Below are 15,947 nucleotides of genomic sequence, written 5' to 3'. Positions count from 1 at the left end.
GAGCAAGCCCGCTTCCACATTTTTAATCGCGTTTCTACAGGCCCAGCAGGGCCATGCGCTGACGAACCGAAGCTTCAATCCCGGATTCATCCAGCCCGCACTCGGCCAGCATCTGCGCCGGCTTGGCATGCTCGACATACACATCCGGCAGGCCCAGGTGCAGCACGGACTTGAGGATATTCTCCCGTGCCAGGAACTCACTGACTGCCGCACCGGCGCCGCCCATGATGGCGTTTTCTTCGAGGGTCACCAGCAGCTCATGGCTGCCGGCGATCTCGCGCATCAAGGCCTCGTCCAGTGGCTTGACGAAACGCATGTCTACCACCGTGGCGTCGATCTTCTCGGCCACTTTCAAGGCTTCAGCCAATTGCACGCCGAACACCAGCAAGGCAACGCCGCTGCCCTGGCGGCGGACGATACCCTTGCCGATTTCGATAGGCTCAAGGTCCTTTTCGATCACCGCATTCGGACCATTCCCCCGCGGATAGCGCACAGCCGCCGGGCCGTTGTACAGGTGGCCGGTGCTGAGCATCTTGCGCAGTTCGTTCTCGTCGCTCGGGGTCATCACCAGCATGCCGGGGATGCAGCGCAGGTACGAGAGGTCGAAGCTGCCGGCATGGGTCGGGCCGTCTTCGCCCACCAGGCCCGCACGGTCGATGGCGAACAGTACGTCGAGGTTCTGCACCGCGACGTCATGAATCAACTGGTCATAACCGCGTTGCAGGAACGTAGAGTAGATCGCGACTACCGGCTTGGCGCCTTCACAGGCCATGCCCGCGGCGAAGGTCACCGCGTGTTGCTCGGCGATGGCCACGTCGAAATAGCGCAGCGGGAAACGCTCGCTGAACGCCACCAGGTCGGAACCTTCCTTCATCGCCGGGGTGATGCCCACCAGGCGCGGATCGGCGGCGGCCATGTCACACAGCCATTCGCCGAACACACCGGAATACTTTGGCCCGCTGGGCTTCTTCGGCGCGGCGGCCGGGGCGTTCAGCGGTTCCAGCTTGGTGATCGCGTGGTAACCAATCGGGTCGACTTCCGCCGGGGCGAAGCCTTTGCCTTTCTTGGTCACGATATGCAGGAACTGCGGGCCTTTAAGGTCACGCATGTTGCGCAGGGTGGCGATCAGGGTTGGCAGGTCATGGCCGTCGATCGGGCCGATGTAGTTCCAGCCCAGCTCTTCGAACAGGGTGCCGGGAACCAGCATCCCCTTGGCATATTCTTCGGTACGACGGGCAATTTCCCACGCGCCGGGCAGACGCGAGAGCACCTTCTTGCTGCCTTCACGCATGCTTGCGTAAGTGCGGCTGGAGAGGATTTTTGCCAGGTAATTCGACAGGCCACCGACATTGCGCGAGATCGACATGTCGTTGTCGTTGAGGATCACCAGCATGTTGGCGTCCACTTCCGGCGCGTGGTTCAGCGCCTCGAAGGCCATGCCGGCGGTCAACGCGCCATCACCGATCACCGCAATCGCCTTGCGATCGCTGTTTTGCAGGCGGGCGGCAATCGCCATGCCCAGCGCTGCACTGATAGAGGTGCTGGAGTGGCCGACGCCAAAGGTGTCGTACTCGCTCTCGGAGCGGCGCGGGAAGGCGGCGATGCCATCCTTCTGGCGCAGTGTGGCCATGCGCTCGCGGCGTCCGGTGAGAATCTTGTGCGGATAGGCCTGATGACCCACGTCCCACACCAGCCGGTCGTCCGGAGTGTCGAATACGTAATGCAGCGCAATGGTCAGCTCGATGACGCCCAGGCCGGCACCGAAATGCCCACCGGTCTGGCCGACCGTGTAGAGCAATTCCAGGCGCAACTCATCGGCCAGGGTTTCCAGCTCGGCTTCACCCAGGCGGCGCAGGCCGGCTGGCGTGTTGGCACGGTCCAGCAGGGGCGTGGCCGGGCGCTTGCGGGGAATCTCTTGAAACGTCGTGGGCATCAGGCGAATCGTTATAGGTATAGAAGAGGCGGCAGTTTACCTCAAGCATCGCAAACTGCCCACGCAGAGCGCCGAACTTGGCTGATATGCGGTGGAAAAGGCCGCTGTTGTCAGTGGCGACGTTCGACGATATACCGCGCCAGGTCACGCAGTGGCTCGGCAGCCGCGTCGAAAGGTCGCAGGGCATCCAGGGCCTGGTCCCGCAGCTCCAGGGCGTACGCCTTGGCGGCTTCCAGCCCGAGAAGCGAAGGATAAGTCGGCTTGTCCCGTGCGATATCAGCACCCTGGCGCTTGCCGAGGGTCGCGGTATCACTTTCAACGTCGAGAATATCGTCCTGCACCTGGAACGCCAGGCCGATGGCCCGCGCGTAGGTTTGCAGCGCCGCCAGTTGCGCCGCGTCGGCACGGCCACTGGCCAGGGCGCCGAGGTGCACGGCGGCCTCGATCAGCGCGCCGGTCTTGTGGCGGTGCATGTATTCCAGGGCTTGTTGATCGAGCTTCAAACCGACCGAACCCAGGTCAATCGCCTGACCGCCGACCATGCCGGCAGGCCCTGCGGCCAGCGCCAGCGCGGTAACCATGCGCAGACGGATCTCGGCGTTGACGCTGCTCAGGCGCGGGTCCAGCAGGGCGCTGAACGCCAGGCTTTGCAGGCCGTCACCGGCGAGAATCGCGCAGGCTTCATCAAAGGCTTTATGGGTAGTGGGTTGGCCGCGACGCAGATCGTCGTCGTCCATTGCCGGCAAATCGTCGTGTACCAGGGAGTAAGCGTGGATCAACTCCACCGCACAGGCGGCGCCGTTGGCTTCCTCCGCCTGGGCGCCGAGGGCTTCACAGGCCGCATAGGCGAGCAACGGGCGAACGCGCTTGCCACCGTTCATCACGCTGTAGCGCATGGCCTCATACAGGCGGTTCAGCTCAGGGCTGGGCGCGACAAACAGCGGTTCCAGCGCAGCATTGACCCGGGCCTGGCTGCCGGCCTGATAAGCGTCGATCATTCAGGCTGTTCCGCATCGAAAGGTTCTTCGGCCAACTCCCCATCGCGTTCCAGCAACACCTGGACCTTCTGCTCCGCCTGCGCCAGGGCGCTCTGGCAGTCGCGGGTCAGGCCGATGCCTTGCTCGAATGCGGTCAACGAGTCTTCCAGCGACAACTCGCCGTTCTCCATCCGCTCGACCAGGGTTTGCAGGTCGGCGAGGGATTGTTCGAAATCGAGTGCAACTTTTTTGCGGGCCATGGCGGCTATTCCGGTAGACGGTAAACCGGCGCGACACTAGCAGACATGGGGGATTGGGGCAAATGAGTGGGGGGATTTGCCTTGTAAATCAATCGCCTTGGGTGTTGATTTGATAGCGGGTGCTGCGGCCGCCGCCGGGTAGCCGAACCAGGCAGTTTTTTTCCAGAAGATCGGCCAGATGTCGGGTCGCCGTGGCCTTGGACACTTTGGCCAATGCCTGATACTGGGCGGCGCTGATCCCGTGCTCAAAGCCCTTTTCGCCACCGTCGAGCAGGCGATTCAAGACTTTGGTCTGTTCGGCGCTGAGTGCGTGGTCCCGATGCTGCTGCCAGAAGCGGGTTTTGCCCAGTACCCGGTCAATCCGCACCATGGCCTGCTGCAAGCTACGAAGCAGCGTTTGCAGGAACCACTCAAGCCAATCGGTGATATCCAGCGTGGCCTTTTGACTGGTTTCCAGTGCACGGTAATAGCCCGCCCGGTCTTCAAGGATGCTCGCCGACATGGCGTAGAAGCGGATCGCTTGATGCTCTGCCTGGGCAAGCGCGAGGTCGGTAATCGCCCGCGTCAGACGACCATTACCATCATCGAAGGGATGCAGGGTGACGAACCAGAAATGCGCCAGGCCTGCGCGCAGCAATGGGTCAAGGGCCGCATGATGGCGACTGGCTTTAAACCATTCGATGAAATCGTCCAGCGACTGCTCCAGTCCTTGGCGGGGTGGGGCCTCGAAATGCACAGTGGGTCGGTCCAGTCGTCCCGACACAACCTGCATGGGCTCATCCCCCCTTAGCGCGCCTACGTTCAAGCCGTGGGTGGAAAAGCGGGCCTCCTCGGCGGGAAACAACCACCGATGCCAGTTAAATAGACGGGTGAGGGTAAACGGTTGAGCAAACTGTTGCGTGGCGTCCAGCATCAAGTCAGCCAGACCCTCGCTGCGTCGGCTCACTGAGCCGTCTTGCAATTGCTCCAGGCCCAGGCGTCGGGCCAAAGAGGAACGTACGGAACCCACATTCAGTTGCTCACCCTCGATTGCCGAGGAGGTCAGAATGTTTTGCAGCAACGCATCCAGTTCATTCTCTGAGCTCTGGGCCTGGCTGACCGAACCGAGCATGCCCAGCAACTTTCCTTGCGCCTGCGTGCACTCGCGCAACAACGCTGCAAGGCGCTCTGGTTGCCAGTGAAAGTGCGGCCAGTCGGGTTGTTGCCAGATCCAGTTCGGTTGATCCATGGAGGCATGCTCTGTGCGTGAGCCGAATAGGAGGCTTATTCGGCTCATTTGGTGAGCCGATTGTGTGAGCTATTCGGCTCACTGTCCAGTCAGATGCGCACATCAGGTACAGCGCCGCCTCATCACTGGCCAGCAGGATCGCCTGTTCCATAACCTTTGGCGCAGTACTCGCCAGCTCCATCGATTCGCTGGCTGTCGCCCCCAGGCTTTCAAACAGCTTGCCGGCGTCCTTGAAGATCTCCTGCGCTTGCTTGATGGCGTCCCACACGCCGGTAATCGCCGTCCAACTTCCCGCCAGCACGCCATTGCCAATCGCGCTCGAAGTGGACCTTTCCCAGTGCGGCCGGAAACCACTCCATTACTTGCGAAGCTTTTTCTGTTCCGAGCCGCTGCCCGGTACTACGTAAAACAGCGATTCAGCTCATTGACGGCAGTGGCGTTTTCAGTGGTGCGGTGCATTGGCCCTGAGCATCCTTGAGACTGGCCTCAAATTCGACCAATCCCCCGTGCATCTTCTGCAGCGCTTCGATTTGCCTCACCAGTTCCTGCTTTTTGTTGGTGATTGCCTTGTCCGCCAGCTCCCAGGGCAACCCATCACCAGGATGCCCACCCAGAATCGCCTGCAACTCCTTGAGCTTGAAACCCAACTGCTGGGCGCACTTGATGAACGTCAGCAGTTCGACACTTTGCGTGGAGTAAATCCGATAACGACCTTCCCGCTGCGGCGGCGGCAACAGGCCGATGGCCTCATAGTGACGAATCGCCTTGATGGTTGTGCCCGACAGTTGCGCGGCTTTGCCGATGTACATGAAAAATCCTTTTCCCAAAGAGTGCGCCGGCCTGTTTCAGCCACTGTTCCCGCTGTGCTGGCGTAGAGCCAAGCACCGGCCCGAACTGCAACGTCTTGATCGGCTGGATGCCACAAAACTCCAGCGTCGTCTTGCGTATCTGGTGCAGTGCGGGCATGCGGTAGAACCACCTGTAATACCACGGCGGCGTGTCCAGGGTCACCAGCAAGTGCGCGGTTCTGCCCTTCAGGAGTTTGTCGGGGAAGGCCTTTCCCTTGCGGTATTTGAAGGCGAAACCGGATAGGAAAATTCGGTCGATAAAACCTTTCATCAACGCAGGGATTCCACCCCACCAGACGGGGAAAACAAACGTCAGGTGATTGGCCCACAGGATGTCGGATTGCGCGTTGAGCAGGTCGGGTTCCAGAGGCTGGGCCTGGTTGTAGCCGTTGTGGAGGATAGGGTCGAAAGCCAGTTCACCCAGACGCAGGATGCGTACTTCGTGGCCGGCGTTTTTGGCGCTGGTGATGTAGGTGTCGGTGAGGGCCGAGCAGAAGCTGGTGCTGGAAGGGTGGCCGAGGATGACCAGGATGCGTTGGCTCATGGTGGTGCGGTCCTGAAAACTGGGGTTTCAGGGTGAGGTGTGACCTTAGGGGGAGAGTCAAGAAGATGCAGTGATTGGGAATGGCCAGGAAGACTGATCCCTTTCATTTGCAGGACGTTTCCTAGAGAATTCCAAGCGCTTGCGCCAGCAAAATCCCGCGACTAGTCTGCGTTCCGTCACTGCATATTCGGTGATCGGGTTTAGTCGCCCGGATTCGATTGGCGCACGATCAGTTCATGAGTCAGGCCGTTTTTCGCCTGCACTTTTATGGTGGCTGTGCGCAGGGCGCCCTCGGGCGCGCCGGGTTTCCAATCGACCGGTCGACTAACCTGCGTACAGCTGCCGCCTTCGTTTAGTCGCGAGGAGTGGTGGCTCCAAATGTTTGATTGGAGATTTACCATGGTCAAAGTTACCCCCGATCCACCCGCATTCCATAAAGCCTTACTCCGCGACACTGATGCCTCGCGTCGAGTGATCGATCACTACCTTAAAGCGCCGGACGCGCAGCCTTCACCCAACCCGTTTACCGTCGATGACGAACTGAGTTTCGAAGATGCGCTGGCCCATGCTGCCGAGTTGCTGCATTGCGCCGTAGCAACCGCCCAGGCGTCGACCGAGCCGCTGAATGGCGCACAGCGGGCGGTGATGCATTTGGTGGAAATGTCGAAGGTGGTGGTGGATCGAGCGCTGGACTGTTTGCAGCCGAGGTGAGGACCTTAAGCCTACGCTGAGGTTGCGATGCATTTGGTCAGCGATCTACTGACCAAATGCTCATCATCCTGGCTCAGGGGCGGAAATCCCGGCAGACGATCGCCATGGATTAAAGCGGTCTCCTCAGGCGTATGGCTTGAAGTCATTGCTGTCGCGAGTGAGTAGCTGCATCAGTTTGGGATGGATGAAGAGCTTTTCCTTGCCAACCTGAACCTCTTGCAGAACGCCGATGGCGACTAGTTCTTTGAGGTAACGGGAGGCTGCTTGACGCTGGGCAATCTGTTTGTCGACGACGTTGCTGATGCGGCAGTAGGGCTGTTCGAAAATGACGTCTACCAGCTCGCGGGAATAGGTTTTCGGCAACTGCTCACGAACAAACTGGGTGGTGTGCTCGGACAGGCTGCGAATAGCGGCAATTTTTGCACAAGTCCAGCGTGCTGTTTCTTCCACAGCGCTGAGCATGTACAGCAGCCAAGGCTCCCAGGCTTGTTTGCGAGTGACATCAAGCAACAGGCGGTAGTAATCGGCTCTATGGGCAATGATGTAACGGCTAAGGTAGAGAATCGGTAGATTCAGCAGGCCTTCCTGGATCAGGTACAGGGTGTTGAGCACTCGCCCGGTACGGCCATTGCCGTCGGTGAATGGGTGAATGGCTTCGAATTGATAGTGACTAACCGCCATACGTACTAATGGATCCAGGTCGGTCTCGTTGTGCAGGAAGCGCTCCCAGTTGGCGAGCATGTCACGTAAGCGATCTTCGCCTTCCGGTGGGGTATAGATGATCTCGCCGGTTCGGTCGTTGGCTAGCTGGACTCCTGGCACCCGGCGTATATCCATGTTCACGCCTTTAAGCGTGCGGCAGATTTCGACTGCAGTACCGGTGGAGAGTGGGCGGTCGGCCAACGATTGATAACCTTTCTGCAGGGCTTTGCGGTAGCGCAGTGCTTCCTTGGTCGCTGGGTCTGCGTGGCTATCTCCATCCTGAGCATGCTGAAAGAGCAAATCCGTGGTGGTGACGATACTTTCGATCTCTGAGCTGTCCTTGGCCTCCAGCAATGGAATGGTGTTGATCAGCATTGTCTGGTTAGGGATCAGCTCAGCCGCTTGCTTCAATTCGGCCAGGGCTGTGCGGGCCTCAATGCAGCGTTTGAGCACTGCATGGGTTTCCAGAACAGTTGCCGGTGGCAAAGTGGGAAGCTGGTTGTAGGGCTTGTCAGCCTGCCAGGGAAGGTGGGATGCGGTCATGGATGGGGCTCGGTCTTTGACTTATCCGTCTAAAGGTAAGAGGGGCTCATCAGGGCGCCCTTTCGTGGCGTCAGTGTAAACATGCGTGCACTACGTGTCGCTATATTTTGATTTCTGCGACACGTCTTGATGTCATGTCGTTGGTAACGACAGGTATGCGAAACGTGTTCTTGGAACGGGCTTTTAGCGACGTATCAGGCGAATGTCCTGAGGATGGAAAAGACGGCTTGCGTGCCTTGGAGCGGTTGGCGCGTTCTCAAATAGCTCGATGCCTGGCAGGTGTAGCGCATTTCTTCCAGGCATTAAAAAGCCGGCTTGTGGCCGGCTTCTCGGGGACTGGTTCAGCTTATTTTTGGTAAACCTCACCAGCCTTCAAATCGTTCACCCAGGCTCACACCCAGGTGATAAGGGGCATCAGCGGGAACTCCTCCGCATCGCCAGGCAGGGCGGACCGGCTTCACGCCAACCCCCTGCCAAATGTGCGGCGGATAATACCCACATTCGCCTCAATTTCCCAGCTCCGGATCCGATTTAGAGCCTTCGTAGCCCAATAAATGCTCATCCAACGGCACCGGCGGGCGGCGGTTATTCAGTGTCGCCCACCAGAACACCCAACCCAGAATCTCAAAGTTCTGCTCATGCCGCTGCTCATAGGTCAAAAACTCGTCCGGATGCTCGGCGCTGTTGTGGCTGCGCATCCGCAGGCCACCTCCTGGACGGTTGTAGAGGTATTTGATCCGCAGCATTCCGTCGTGCTCTACCGCGTAGATTTCGCCATCGATGATCTGTTTGCGGCCACAGTCGATGGCAAGGGTACTTCCGTCCTGGATGATGTCGATCATGCTGTTGCCGACCATGTAGGCCCCGAGCGCCCGCTCCGGGCTTACACCGATGGCTTCAAGGGTGTGCAGGGAGAGGCGGATGCTTTCGGTCGAGGTGAAGGTGGGGTGGAGGGGGATCTCCACGTCGATTTTTACCGGGCCCGAGACCGGGTGGGTGATGTAGTTGCCGCTGGTCTCGCGGGCGATACGGTGGGAGGTGTCTGCATCGGATCCTTCCAGCAGGTAGTTGGCGGGTGGATGTTTGGGGCCTTCGCCTGTGCGCAGCCAACGGCTGGTGACGCACAACAATTCTGCGAACTCGTTTAGCCGGCCCATGGGGACGCCGCGTTTGAACCAGTTGTTTACGTGTTGAGGCGTAACATCGCGGTTCTTGGCGAAGTCGGAAGCGGAAAGATGAACTTCCCGTAATAGCGCTCTTAAGCGATCACCTGATGTATTCATAAACGCAGAGTTTACTGGCCGTAAAATCAGATCAAATAAACCATGCGTTGAGTTGCTGTATGTAGGTGTTTCCTTATCGCAGGACTATTCTGCTAGTTGATTAAGCTAGTTAAACAATTGCTGTAAATATGTTTATTAAAGTAGCCGGATGTTTATATTTTTCCCACAAAAAAAGCCCCGTTTAATCGGGGCTTTTTCAGAGCGAATAGCGGTATCAGCCTTTGTAGGCAGCGACCGACTTCAGGATCTCGGCGCGGGCGGCGTCTGCATTGCCCCAACCGTCGATCTTCACCCATTTGCCTTTTTCGAGGTCTTTGTAGTTCTCGAAGAAGTGTTTGATCTGTTCCAGCAGCAGTGGCGGCAGATCGGTGTATTCCTTCACGTCGACATACAGCTGGGACAGCTTGTCGTGTGGTACTGCGATAACTTTGGCATCGCCGCCGCCGTCGTCAGTCATGTTCAGGATGCCGACCGGGCGGGCGCGGATCACCGAGCCTGGGGTAACCGGGTAAGGGGTCACGACCAGCACGTCGAGGGGGTCACCGTCGTCTGCCAGGGTGTTGGGGATGAAACCGTAGTTGGCCGGGTAGAACATCGGGGTGGCCATGAAACGGTCAACGAACAGGCAGTCGCTGTCTTTGTCGATTTCGTATTTGATCGGCGCGTGGTTGGCCGGAATCTCGATGGCGACGTAGATGTCGTTCGGCAGGTCTTTGCCAGCCGGAATCTTGCTGTAGCTCATTGGGCGTTGCCCCCGTAGTTGGCCATGGAACATGGCCGGATTGGCCTAAAAGTGGCGGCGATTATAGGCATATTCTGACGCCGATGCCATGCGTCAGACGTCGTAGTGCGCTTGGCGTTCCGTCTGATACCGCACGTCGCCGGCCTGCAGTTGGTGCAGGCGCGCCAGGGGATCCTGACGGTAGAAGTGGCTCAGTTGCTCGTACACCTGTGGATAACTGCTGACCAGTAAATCCGGGGCACTGAAGAAATATTCGCTGGTGACGGCAAAGAACTCGGCCGGGTTTTCCGCGGCGTAGGGGTCGATGGCCGTTTCGGCGTCAGGGTTGCGGTCGAGCTGGCGGTTGAGGTCGTCGAAGGCGCTTTGCATGACGCTGGCCCATTCCTGCACGCGCATGTCGTGGTGCAGGGGTGGCAGGCCGTTGGCGTCGCCGTTGAGCATGTCCAGCTTGTGGGCCAGTTCGTGAATGACCAGGTTGTAGCCTTCCCAGTTGCCGCTGGCCAGTACGCCGGGCCACGCAAGGATCACCGGGCCCTGTTGCCAGGCTTCGCCGCTGTGCTCGCCGTCCCACTCGTGCTCCACGCCGCTGGCGTCGCGATGGCGCTGCGGGCTGAGGAAGTCGTCGGGGTACAGCACGATCTCGTGGAAGCCCTGGTACCAGTCGAGGTCGCCAAGGTTCATCAGCGGCAGCTGTGCCTGGGCGGCGAGCAGCAGGCGCTGTTCCTGGTGCAGTTCGACGCCGGGCAGGGCGGTGAGGTGTTTTTCGGCGAGGAACACCACGCAGGCTTCCCGCAGCCACTGGTCTTGCTCGGCAGTGATGCCGTCGAGGAACGTCAGGTGATGGCGCACCCGCTGCCACGTTTCATCGGCAATCGGGTGCTTGGCCAGCAGGCGCCGGCGACGCCAGGCGCTGAGGGACCACATCGCAGGTTACTGCGGCTTGGCTTCGGTGGAATTGCGGCCAAAGCGGCTGCGGAACACACCGATGATCATCGGTACCAGCGACAGCAGGATGATGAACACCACCAGCAGCGACAGGTTTTTCTTGATGAACGGCACGTTGCCGAAGAAGTAGCCCAGGGTTACCAGGCCGCCGACCCAGAGGACGGTGCCGAACACGCTGAAACCGAAGAAGCGCGGGTAAGGCATCTTGGCGATGCCGGCGACGAACGGTGCGAAGGTCCGCAGGATCGGCAGGAAGCGCGCCAGGGTCACGGTTTTGCCGCCATGCTTGTCGTAGAAATCGTGGGTTTTTTGCAGGTAGTCGCGGCGGAAGATCTTCGAGTTGGGGTTGCTGAACAAGCGTTCCCCGGCCGTTCGTCCGATCACGTAGTTGGTACTGTCACCCAGGATGGCCGCGAGCATAAGCAGGCCGCCCAGCAATATCGGGTCCATGCCGCCGCCCGCTGCAACAGCGCCGGCGATGAACAGTAAGGAATCACCCGGCAGAAACGGCATGACCACCAGGCCGGTTTCGCAAAAGATAACCAGGAACAGAATGGCGTAGATCCACACTCCGTAGTTTCTCACCAGCATGTCGAGGTACACGTCGAGATGCAGGATAAGGTCGAGCGGGTTGAAATCCATGGAGGGCACCTGTGTGAATGGCCTGGCTCAGCGGGCCTGTGCGGAGGCTTCGGGTAATAAGGGCTACAAGGTAGTGGCGTATTTCTTACGACCCTGAAAGGTCCGCATTATACGGATAGAGTTGTGAAAAGCGTGCTGGTTTTGTAGCGGGGAATGTCGCGAAAGCGATCTGATTGTAGACACAGCGTCAGTGTGGGAGGGGGCTCCCACAACAGATGTATGAGGTTTGGTTAATAGTTGTCAGTCATCGCTGATCGCAAGCACGTAGTTCTTGAACTCGGTGTCTTCCCGAAAACCGATGGACTCATAGGTTTTCTGCGCCACCTGGTTGTCACTGCTGGTGGACACACGCAGGCGCACGGCTTGAGTTTCCTTGGCCATCTTCTTCGCGGTACGCATCAGGTTGTCGGCCACCAACTGCCGGCGTGCGTCTTCGGCGACGTAGATGTCGTTGAGGATCCACACCCGCTTGAGGGACAACGATGAAAAGCTTGGATACAGCTGGCAGAAACCGAGCAGTTTCTTGTCGTCATCGTCGGCCAGCGCCAGGTAGATCACGGACTCCTTGCGGCGCAGGCGTTTTTCCAGGAAGGCGCGGCTCGAATCAGGAAACGGCAGCGCGCCGTAAAACTCGCGGTATTTGACGAAAAGCGGGGTCAACAGGTCCAGGTGTTCCAGGGTCGCTTGAGTAATCCGCATGCCAGGCCTCAACTTCCAAATGGGGTATGACCACACAAGCGGCCGTGTCTCGATGCTGCCTAAAGCAGAGAAAAAGCGCAATCGTGCAGGGATCAGTCCTTCGGTGGGCTGAGCAGGAAGTTTCCTTTCATCAGGTCGGGATCATCCGACTCGAGGGTTTGTACCTGCGCTTCATCCTTGAGGTTGACCCCCGACAACTGCCGGCGACAGGCCTCCCGCATCAAGTAAAGCAGGCGGTGAGCGGCCATGCCGTAGCTCAAGCCTTCCAGGCGCACATTGGAGATGCAGTTGCGGTAGGCGTCAGTGAGGCCGACCTTGGGGTTGTAGGTGAAATACAGCCCCAGGCTGTCCGGCGAGCTGAGCCCCGGCCGCTCGCCGATCAGGATCACCACCATTTTTGCCCCGAGCAACTGGCCGACTTCATCCGCGACGGCGACACGGCCCTGCTCCACCAGAATCACCGGTGACAGCGACCAGCCTTCAGCGTCGGTTTGTTCCTCCATGCGTGTAAGAAACGGCAACGTATGTTTATGCACCGCCAGGGCCGACAAGCCATCGGCCACCACCACCGCCAGGTCCACGCCGCCGGGGTTGGCTTCGGCATAGTCCCGCAGGGCCTGGACGGATTCATCACTGAGGCGGCGCCCAAGGTCCGGGCGTTGCAGGTAGCTGTGGCGGTCGACGGCGGCGCTGTGCAGCAACAGGCTGTCGCGGCCGCGCTCCGCCAGTTGGCTGCTGAGTCCTGCATGATCAAACGGCAGGTGTACCGCGTCGCGGGCCTGGGCATGGGCGAACTGGAAATCCAGCTGAGCGCCGGTAGGCATGCTGGTGCCGGTGCGGCCCAGGGCAATCCGCGCCGGGGTCAGGCGCCGCAGCTCAAGCCACGGGTTGTCCACGTTGTTTTCCGGGGTGTCGATGTGCACGGGCGGTTCCTTCTTCATCCCAGTTGCGCCAAGGCGTGGCGGAATGCCGGTGGCAGGCTGTTGCCGAAGTGCACCTTGCCGTCGGCTTGCGTGAAGATGCCCATTTTCGCCAGCCACTGTTCAAACTCCGGTGCCGGCTTTAAACCCAATGTTTGGCGGGCGTACAGCGCGTCGTGAAATGAAGTGGTCTGGTAGTTGAGCATGATGTCGTCGGAGCCCGGGATGCCCATGATGAAGTTGATCCCGGCCACGCCCAGCAGGGTGAGCAGGGTGTCCATGTCGTCCTGGTCGGCTTCGGCATGGTTGGTGTAGCAGATGTCGCACCCCATGGGCACGCCCAGCAGCTTGCCGCAGAAGTGGTCTTCGAGGCCGGCGCGGATGATCTGCTTGCCGTTGTACAGGTACTCGGGGCCGATAAATCCTACGACCGTGTTCACCAAAAACGGCTTGAAATGCCGGGCAACGGCATAGGCGCGGGTTTCGCAGGTTTGCTGGTCGACGCCAAAGTGTGCGTTGGCCGACAAGGCGCTGCCCTGGCCGGTTTCGAAATACATCAGGTTTTGCCCGAGGGTGCCGCGATTAAGGCTCAGGCCCGCGTCGTAGCCTTCCTGCAGCACGCTCAGGCTGATGCCGAAACTGGCATTGGCCGCCTCGGTGCCGGCGATCGACTGGAACACCAGGTCCAGCGGCACGCCACGGTTGATGGCTTCGATGGAGGTGGTGACGTGGGTCAGCACGCAGGCCTGGGTCGGGATTTCATAACGCTGGATGATCGCGTCGAGCATTTCCAGCATCGCGCAGATCGAGGCGATGCTGTCGGTGGCCGGGTTGATGCCGATCATGGCGTCGCCGTTGCCGTAGAGCAGGCCGTCGAGAATGCTCGCGGCGATGCCCGCCGGTTCATCGGTGGGATGATTCGGTTGCAGGCGGGTAGACAGGCGCCCACGCAGGCCCATCGTGCCGCGGAACTGTGTGACGACGCGGATCTTCTGCGCCACCAGTACCAAGTCCTGCACGCGCATGATCTTCGACACGGCGGCGGCCATTTCCGGTGTCAGCCCGGGTGCCAGGGCGCGCAGGCTTTGTTCGTCGGCCGCGTCGCTGAGCAGCCAATCTCGCAAGCCCCCGACGGTCAGGTGGCTGACCACGGAAAACGCCTGTTTATCGTGGGTGTCGATAATCAGCCGGGTGACTTCGTCGCTTTCGTACGGGATCAACACTTCTTCAAGAAAGTGCTTCAACGGAATATTGGCCAAGGCCATTTGCGCCGCGACCCGCTCGCCATCGTTCTGGGCGGCAACACCCGCCAAAAAATCCCCGGAACGCGCCGGGCTGGCCTTGGCCATCACGTCCTTGAGGCTGTCGAAGCGGTAGGTCAATGCACCGACCGCGTGGGAAAAGCTTGCCATACAGAGTCTCCTTGTCGACGCGGGCTGAATGTGAGTAAAGCGCCCGCGTCGAGGTTTATGGCAGTTAGTGCAAGGCGGCCTCTGCGGCCTGGATCGCCGCAAATTCTTCTTCCGGCGTGCCTGCTACCAAGTGATGCCGACTGTAGAAAGCAAAGTAAGCAATTAATACTCCATAGATGATCGCGGCGCCAATCACCACGCGCGGATCCACCAGAAAGCCCGCCACAACAGCGATGCAGGCCAGTACCAGGGCGACGCCCGAGGTGAAGATGCCGCCCGGAGTACGGTAAGGGCGGTCCATTTTGGGGCGGCGGATGCGCAAGGTGATGTGCGCGGCCATCATCAGCACGTAGGAAATGGTCGCGCCGAATACGGCGACCAGGATCAGCAAATCGCCTTGGCCGGTCAGCGACAGGCCGAACCCGATGATGCCGGGGATCACCAGGGCCAGTACCGGTGCCTTGCTTTTGTTGGTCTGCGACAGCTTGCGCGGCAGGTAGCCGGCGCGGGACAGGGCGAAGATCTGCCGGGAGTAGGCGTAGATGATCGAGAAAAAGCTCGCGATCAGCCCGGCCAGGCCCACCAGATTGACGAAGTGGCCCATCCACGTGGAGCCGCCGTAGGCTTTGGACAAGGCTTCCACCAGCGGATTGCCCGATGCCATCAGCGCGTAGGCGCCAGCACCGCCGGGGGCGATCACCAAAATCAGCAGGGCGAAGCTGGTCAGTACCACAATGGCGCCGATCAGGCCGCGAGGCAGGTCGCGTTTGGGGTTCTTGGTTTCTTCGGCGGCCAGGGGCACGCCTTCGACCGCCAGGAAAAACCAGATCGCATAGGGAATCGCCGCCCACACGCCGACATAACCGAAGGGCAGGAAAGTGCTGGCGCCCTTGGCCTCGGTCACCGGGATGTCCAGCAGGTTGGCAACACTGAAGTGCGGCACCATCGACACCAGGAACACACCCAGGGCAATCGCGGCGACGGCGGTAATCACAAACATCAGCTTCAGCGCTTCACCCACGCCGAAAATGTGGATGCCGATAAAGATGATGTAGAACGCCAGGTAGATCATCCAGCCGCCAATGCCGAACAGCGACTCGCAATAGGCGCCGATAAACACCGCGATGGCGGCGGGGGCGATGGCGTATTCGATAAGGATCGCGGTGCCGGTGAGGAACCCGCCCCAGGGGCCGAACGCGCTGCGGGCAAAGCCGTAGCCGCCGCCGGCGGTAGGGATCATGGAAGACAGTTCGGCCAGGGAGAAACACATGCACAGGTACATGGTGGCCATCAGCAGTGTGGCGAGGAACATACCGCCCCAGCCACCCTGGGCCAGGCCGAAGTTCCAGCCGGCGTAGTCGCCGGAGATGACGTAGGCAACACCGAGACCGACTAATAGTACCCAGCCGGCAGCGCCTTTTTTCAGTTCCCGTTGTTGGAAGTATTCGGTGCCGACCTTTTCAAAGTCGACGGAAGACCCGGACGCCGGAGCGCCATTCGGTTCGCTGGGCATGATGGAATCCCTTTCTTATTGTTTTATCCCGGCTTACTTAAGTAA

At 59.8% G+C, this 15,947-nt stretch carries 16 protein-coding genes; 1 reads left to right on the top strand and 15 read right to left on the bottom strand.

The annotated features are described in order from the left end of the window. Window positions 1–34 precede the first annotated feature (34 nt). The 6 genes from dxs to ACIOMR_RS09615 all read right to left on the bottom strand — a co-directional run bounded on the left by dxs (window position 35) and on the right by ACIOMR_RS09615 (window position 5,790). Window positions 35–1,933 (bottom strand): 1-deoxy-D-xylulose-5-phosphate synthase, encoded by a 1,899-nt coding sequence (gene dxs, locus ACIOMR_RS09640; RefSeq protein ID WP_401193694.1) that lies wholly within the window; start codon window positions 1,931–1,933, stop codon window positions 35–37. 110 nt (window positions 1,934–2,043) lie between these two features. After that, entirely contained in the window at window positions 2,044–2,931 is an 888-nt protein-coding gene (ispA, locus tag ACIOMR_RS09635; protein WP_401193691.1) for a (2E,6E)-farnesyl diphosphate synthase, read from the bottom strand. Further along, window positions 2,928–3,170, bottom strand: coding sequence for an exodeoxyribonuclease VII small subunit (locus tag ACIOMR_RS09630; protein WP_003209964.1), 243 nt, complete (start codon window positions 3,168–3,170; stop codon window positions 2,928–2,930). Before ACIOMR_RS09630 ends, ispA begins: the two co-directional genes overlap by 4 nt. An 88-nt stretch (window positions 3,171–3,258) precedes the next feature. Beyond that, complete coding sequence (locus ACIOMR_RS09625) at window positions 3,259–4,398, bottom strand: Fic family protein (protein WP_401193688.1); 1,140 nt, start codon at window positions 4,396–4,398, stop codon at window positions 3,259–3,261. A 416-nt stretch (window positions 4,399–4,814) separates the two neighbouring features. Continuing rightward, window positions 4,815–5,207: a MerR family transcriptional regulator gene (locus tag ACIOMR_RS09620; protein ID WP_177008869.1), complete on the bottom strand. Its 393-nt coding sequence runs from the start codon at window positions 5,205–5,207 to the stop codon at window positions 4,815–4,817. Further along, window positions 5,146–5,790 carry an NAD(P)H-dependent oxidoreductase gene (locus tag ACIOMR_RS09615; RefSeq protein ID WP_087692356.1) on the bottom strand — a complete coding sequence of 215 codons (645 nt, stop codon included), beginning with the start codon at window positions 5,788–5,790 and terminating at the stop codon, window positions 5,146–5,148. Before ACIOMR_RS09615 ends, ACIOMR_RS09620 begins: the two co-directional genes overlap by 62 nt. A 399-nt stretch (window positions 5,791–6,189) precedes the next feature. Here ACIOMR_RS09615 and ACIOMR_RS09610 point away from each other — a divergent pair, with 399 nt between their 5' ends. Continuing rightward, window positions 6,190–6,501: a DUF6124 family protein gene (locus ACIOMR_RS09610; RefSeq protein WP_003219377.1), complete on the top strand. Its 312-nt coding sequence runs from the start codon at window positions 6,190–6,192 to the stop codon at window positions 6,499–6,501. Between the two features lie 123 nt (window positions 6,502–6,624). Here ACIOMR_RS09610 and fic read toward each other — a convergent pair whose 3' ends face one another. From fic to eat, 9 genes are all read right to left on the bottom strand, one after another. Further along, window positions 6,625–7,746 carry a protein adenylyltransferase Fic gene (gene fic, locus ACIOMR_RS09605; RefSeq protein WP_401193683.1) on the bottom strand — a complete coding sequence of 374 codons (1,122 nt, stop codon included), beginning with the start codon at window positions 7,744–7,746 and terminating at the stop codon, window positions 6,625–6,627. 506 nt (window positions 7,747–8,252) lie between these two features. Further along, a complete protein-coding gene (locus ACIOMR_RS09600) occupies window positions 8,253–9,029 on the bottom strand; it encodes an XRE family transcriptional regulator (RefSeq protein WP_177021485.1) in 777 nt (258 codons plus the stop codon). 214 nt (window positions 9,030–9,243) lie between these two features. Then, window positions 9,244–9,771, bottom strand: a complete 528-nt coding sequence (ppa, locus tag ACIOMR_RS09595) for an inorganic diphosphatase (RefSeq protein WP_003219382.1) — start codon at window positions 9,769–9,771, stop codon at window positions 9,244–9,246. Between the two features lie 93 nt (window positions 9,772–9,864). After that, a complete protein-coding gene (locus ACIOMR_RS09590) occupies window positions 9,865–10,695 on the bottom strand; it encodes a zinc-dependent peptidase (RefSeq protein WP_008436519.1) in 831 nt (276 codons plus the stop codon). 6 nt (window positions 10,696–10,701) lie between these two features. After that, window positions 10,702–11,358, bottom strand: coding sequence for a DedA family protein (locus ACIOMR_RS09585; RefSeq protein ID WP_008436520.1), 657 nt, complete (start codon window positions 11,356–11,358; stop codon window positions 10,702–10,704). A gap of 240 nt (window positions 11,359–11,598) precedes the next feature. Beyond that, complete coding sequence (locus tag ACIOMR_RS09580) at window positions 11,599–12,057, bottom strand: N-acetyltransferase (RefSeq protein WP_003219389.1); 459 nt, start codon at window positions 12,055–12,057, stop codon at window positions 11,599–11,601. 92 nt (window positions 12,058–12,149) lie between these two features. After that, window positions 12,150–12,998 carry an ethanolamine ammonia-lyase subunit EutC gene (gene eutC / locus ACIOMR_RS09575; protein ID WP_177055615.1) on the bottom strand — a complete coding sequence of 283 codons (849 nt, stop codon included), beginning with the start codon at window positions 12,996–12,998 and terminating at the stop codon, window positions 12,150–12,152. Continuing rightward, the gene (locus ACIOMR_RS09570; RefSeq protein WP_003219393.1) at window positions 12,995–14,389 is read right to left on the bottom strand and encodes an ethanolamine ammonia-lyase subunit EutB; all 1,395 of its coding nucleotides are present in this window, start codon (window positions 14,387–14,389) and stop codon (window positions 12,995–12,997) included. The genes eutC and ACIOMR_RS09570 overlap by 4 nt, the downstream gene beginning before the upstream one ends. A 64-nt stretch (window positions 14,390–14,453) precedes the next feature. After that, on the bottom strand, window positions 14,454–15,902 hold the full coding sequence (gene eat / locus ACIOMR_RS09565) for an ethanolamine permease (RefSeq protein WP_008436523.1): 1,449 nt from the start codon (window positions 15,900–15,902) through the stop codon (window positions 14,454–14,456). Window positions 15,903–15,947: the final 45 nt, after the last annotated feature.

The sequence above is a fragment of the Pseudomonas sp. NPDC087814 genome, from assembly GCF_044742865.1.
Lineage (GTDB): Bacteria > Pseudomonadota > Gammaproteobacteria > Pseudomonadales > Pseudomonadaceae > Aquipseudomonas.
This window is presented reverse-complemented; position numbering and strand designations above follow the sequence as displayed.